This is a genomic window from Exiguobacterium sp. SH5S13 (assembly GCF_004337085.1).
In the GTDB taxonomy this organism is placed as follows: Bacteria; Bacillota; Bacilli; order Exiguobacteriales; family Exiguobacteriaceae; genus Exiguobacterium; species Exiguobacterium aurantiacum_A.
The window spans coordinates 1-5416 of record NZ_SJUS01000046.1; the positions used below are offsets into that span (position 1 = coordinate 1).

The 5416-nt window shown below is 28.7% G+C and carries 2 protein-coding genes; both read right to left on the reverse strand.

What is annotated here, in order from left to right; translation table 11 throughout:
- Positions 1 to 544: 544 nt before the first annotated feature.
- The gene (locus EVJ30_RS14730) at positions 545 to 2242 is read right to left on the reverse strand and encodes a reverse transcriptase domain-containing protein (protein WP_161568868.1); all 1698 of its coding nucleotides are present in this window, start codon (positions 2240 to 2242) and stop codon (positions 545 to 547) included.
- A 238-nt stretch (positions 2243 to 2480) separates the two neighbouring features.
- A complete protein-coding gene (locus EVJ30_RS14735; protein ID WP_131469563.1) occupies positions 2481 to 4457 on the reverse strand; it encodes a DUF4435 domain-containing protein in 1977 nt (658 codons plus the stop codon).
- Positions 4458 to 5416: the final 959 nt, after the last annotated feature.

A 5416-nucleotide genomic window follows, 5' to 3' on the forward strand; every position in this document is an offset into this window, starting at 1 on the left:
TCCATCGCGTCGAAATCATACATAGTGATGACGACAGTCATCGGATGAGGAACCGGAAATCATTGTTTTCGGCAGAAGTGTAAAAGGCAAACGAGCAAAAAGTGTCAAAATCAACTTGACGTCTACACGCTGTTGACAATTTATATTCTTTGGTAAAATCTGAACTACTTCTGTATGCTTCTGCGAATTATTATTGACATTTTTTCCATATCAAAGTCTGTTCGATTCTTAGAAAAGGTTTAATTATTACATAATTATCTGCAAAATTTCGCCCTTTTAAAATCTAATAATCTGTTTCGCCTTAATTATTTTGAACGAAATTTTATAGTTTTTATACAGAGCATTCAATCTTATTTTTCTTTTTTCAGCATAATTGACAATTACTAAAGTTTACAAATATTAAAAATACCGCTTTATAAAACTCGGATTGTAACGCCCGAGTTTTATAAAGCGGTTTAATTTAAAGAAACAAATGTAAAAATTATTGTTATCAGCTTGAAATGAAATTTCGATAACGCGATTAAGTCAAATATAGAATTTATTTTTATTTAATTGAGTTAACATATAATTCTGAGTTACCACGAGAGAGTGTGCCCACTAAATTGCCAACTTGATTAAATACAAATCCAAAAGAAATGGGTAGGTTCTCGTTTGAAATTGGTTTAAAAATAAATTTACTTTCACCAAATAAAATTCTTTTTGTCAAAATCCCTTCAAAAGTTTCAATGGTATTATTATGTAACCCAACCAATACTACATTCCCAATTTTCAAAGACTCGATTTCAGTATTAATTTCTTGTGAATTTTTGGTAAGCTCTTCAGGTCCTTCAAAATAGATCAAATCATTTTCCGCTACTCGATTAATTTTCAAATAGGATAATACATTAGTTGTATTTTTTCTATATAAAGGTATAGTGTGAAAATCATAGTAGTGTGTTCCTTTAAAATCATCTCTGAATGTTGTCCAGTTCGCTTTTGTAGATATTATTCCCCTTTCATTGTTACTTACTGCTAGTGACTTAGAAAGAGAAATTTCTTTGGTATTGATTCCTTGATCTAAAGTATAGAAATACTGATCATTATTCCCAACTACCAATATTTTATTATCAATCACTTCTTCTAAAAGTAGAGGAATATTAATTTGAATATTATTTAATCCGGCAGTTTCACAAATTGTATTAAACCGTTTTGAAAATTTGTTAAAAACTCTATCTCTTCTACCTCTGACGGATCCAATAAATTCAATCATTCCCTTTAAAACTTTGAGATGAAAAATTTGATTTTGAAATTCGTTTTTTATTAATCGTTGTTTTAAATTCGATTTTTTTGGTCTTCGTAAATTAAATTCTTTAATAGCTTTGTTTATATCTTCATTTTTTTCAAAAATGTAAAGATATACGCGAACCATTCTGATGTATGATTTGTTTATGTTAAGTTTTTTGTTGACTTTTATACCAGTAACACTTTGATGATCATGTTCAGATTGAACACGAAATTTTTTATAATTAATTTCAAATCCATTATTTTCAATAATATTAATCAGTTTGTCAGACAGGTCGTAACTATTATTTGAATTTTTTACTATGCTATTCGGTATTTTCTTTCGATTTGTCGAAAAAGTTAAGTCATCAGCATATCTAGTATATTGAACTTCTTTAATTTCTTTGCACAGTTTAAATAGTTGATCATCCATTGTTCTAGCTATTACATTTGAAATCAATGGAGAAATGGGAGACCCTTGAGGTAAAAAACCTTCGTGATGTGTAACAATGTTTGCTAAAGTATTTGCAATATTAGGAGAGCATCTAAAAACTTTAACAAACATATTTACAATCCGATTATATTTGATTGTCGGAAAAAAATCCTTCAAATCAATATTAATCACAAATTTCTTGTTAACGTGACGTTCAGCATTAGAAATGATACTTCTATCATTTACAAAACCGTGTGATGTAAAATGGGGAGAATATATTAGTTCAAGAACATACTTTAACTTCTGTTGTAAAATGAATAGATTATTATTTGGAATATAAACTTTTCTTTCTCCACCATCCTTTTTAGGGATTGATGCTTCTCTATAGTTATAAGGTTTATTTTTTACAAGGATAATCCATAGTGCATGACTAGACACTTCCAGAATTGACGCCACATCTTCAAACGTTGATAAGCTTCCAAAAGCACTAATCAACTCATCATCACTTTTTTTTAATTTTACAGTTAAATTACTAAATGGATTGTTCAAATTACTTCTCCACAGTTTAAATTATATACTAATGTAACCATTCTTAATTCTTCCATTCTAAAATCGAAACGCAGTAAACAACTAACGAGAACAACTACCAACAAAAACAACATGGCAGCGAATAAAGTACACAATAAAAATTAGGTCAGCGATATCACCGACTAATGATCAATTATAAATGGTTACATTAGTATTACACTATTTTACTTTATACCTCATGCTAAATCAATTGCCAAACCTATTTTAAATTTGCGATATCAGTATAAAAACCTCCAAATATACTCTTTATTTGCTTAAGTTTATCTGGATTATTTTTTTGGATTAATATTCTCACTCTCGCTTCATAGTTATCTACAACAAAACGTTGACCTAATGGTATTAAGTTTCTTTTCAAATTATGAATCCTCATAAGCTCATCAAAATTATCTTGTTCAATCAATCGGATAATTTTGTTTGAATATTCCTCATAAATTTGGTCTATATTTTTATCTTTAAAGTAATCCTGAATTTCATTCTTTAAATCTTCAATTTTATCTGTTGATTTCGTAGTAAGAGAATTAGAAGAAATGTATTCATTTAACTTATGTCTAGTATATTCTAGACTAAGTTCATTGTTGTGTTTTCTTAATAACTTATAAAACTCGGCCTTGAATCTTCCAAAAGCATCTGAGCCTTTAATCTCTTCGCTATCAGTTTCCTCAATCATGATTAATAGTATTTCTTTAGAATAAAAAAAGTTTTCAATTTCATTAAAAGGAAGAACAAATATTAAATCTTCCTTATACTGTTCAACTTTACTTTCATCCATAAAATCTCCGTCTATAATACCAACCACTTTAATATGTGATAAAAATTTGTTTTTTTTTGATGCACGAACATAAGATATTACTTCTTTGTGTCCCCCTACAGGTATGACATGATACTCAGGAAATAAAGCAGAGTAAATGTAGTAATCCAGACTTTTTCTTTCAACACCCTCACAAAAAATAATTTTTTTCCTACTACCTAACATTTCAATCAAATAGCGCTCTGGAATAGATTGATCATCATTTATAATTTCAAACTGCCAATCAAAAGGAGGCTGATAACGTTCATTCCAAATAAGAGTTTTATTTGTTCTAGAAGTTGCAAATTCTAGATTATGTGTAATATAAATAAATTTACAATCCTCTCTTTTGTTTTCAAGAATATTCCATAGTTTAATGCAACTTGAAAGGTGCAAATGATTTTCAGGTTCATCAATCAGTATGTATCCATTTTTTTGTGCTAAAAGTGTATGCCCTATATAGTAGAATACTGCTTTCTCACCGTCACTCAGCATATTGAATTCATATTTTTCCCCGGATTCAGATTCTACTATTAATTCGAAATCTAACATATGTATAATTTTTTTATCCAAACAAATTTTTTGCCAAATTTCAATAGTTTCATCAATCAATGAAATTGATTTTTTATTTTGTATATAATATTTATATACATTCTTTCTCTTTTCTTCAAATAGTGCTAAAAGTAAGTTAGTAAAATCATCTAATACTAAATTTTGATAATTATCATCTTTACTCAACTTTGATTTACTTTGAAATTCTCTAATTATTTGAGAGTAATCACTGGCTATTGAAATTTCTGAAGGTGGATTATAATAAAGCAATCTTTGTGCAGAAATGATTGACATTTCATCAGCTAATATCCCATTTAATTCTCTTGCAAAATTACTTTTTCCTGAACCATTTCGACCAATGATCACAATATTGTTTTCAATTTTGTGGATTTTTGTATATAAAGAAATAGCGGAAATACGATTAATTATCTCATTTATAAGCGGCACGAAATGATTAAGCACTTTAATGATTTCAATTTTTTCTATTTCTGAAAATTTAACATCTTTACCTAATTCTTTCCTTTCACAAAAACTTGCCATATCTCTAATTTTTGTGAATGAGGCCCAATTTGTTGTCTCCAATTTATTGTGAATATAAGTTATGTATTCATCAATATCAACAGATGTTTTTTTAATTTCTTTTTCAATCTCGACCAACTTTGAATACGAATCTGCAATTTTTACAACATAAAATTCATCAGGTATTTCCTGAAGATTTAAAGTGTTTGCTTCTTTTTTTTCTTTTATTAGCCAGTCGGTTATGATTTTAAAACTATTTGTAATTTCTAACATATTATCTATATATCTTAATAACTCTTCACGAACTACATAAATCACTATTTTCCCTCCTTGAAATCTTATTAAAATCGCATTGAAAATAACATTGTTAGCGTAACTTATGATTTTAAAAGTTTTTATCGTAACTTAAAATGCACAAATTTAATTTCTTGTTTTCAATATGAATTTTATATCTCATTCTATTAGTATATCATCTATTTATTTTATCTATTTTTTTGTTTATTAGTAAGTTGTATTTAGTCCACTTTTCATATTTTAATACTTCAAATCTCACGTCCAATTCATCCATGTTTTAGCTATTTACTTAGTATTCGGTGGCCCAGTTGTGCAGAACCGCTTTTTCAGAACACCACAGTCCTTCTCCAACAGACTTAGAGTCATTTAATTAACGTGTATGGTAATGACAAGTATAAAATGTGGCATTTGGTAGTACAAAAGATATCAGAGATTATTAAATTTTGTGGCCGCAATCAAAAATAGTCGAAACAACTTCCATTACCATCTTCGTTATGCTCGAAAATTTGAGGGGAGATGAATTATTTGTTAGTTGGTTTTAAATTTATGAGAATTTATAAGAACACTTCAGCGAATACATTCTAATTATATCCCCGATTAAATTGTTCTTCGAATTATCTTATATTACCGCAAGTTCACCCCCATCTCCAGTCGTATTCGATTATTTTACAATTCTTCCAACTTTTGAATCAATAAGATTTATTTCATTGTCTATTTTTTATCCCTAATCAAAGAAAAATTATGTAAGAACGGATAGAGGAGTCGAGTCCAAAGCCACTTTTCTAGCCTCTAAGAAATCAGCAAACATGGCAATACCTTTGAAATGCCCATACCTTTGTATTTTGCAATACAAATGTGGTTCTTACGCAATGTTGGTGAGGTAGTGATGCTGACATTATGGGAATAAAATCAAAAAGGATTGATTCCCATGAACGAGTTAGAATTCCTGGATAATCGATTGCGTGTCACGAATGTTCACTCAC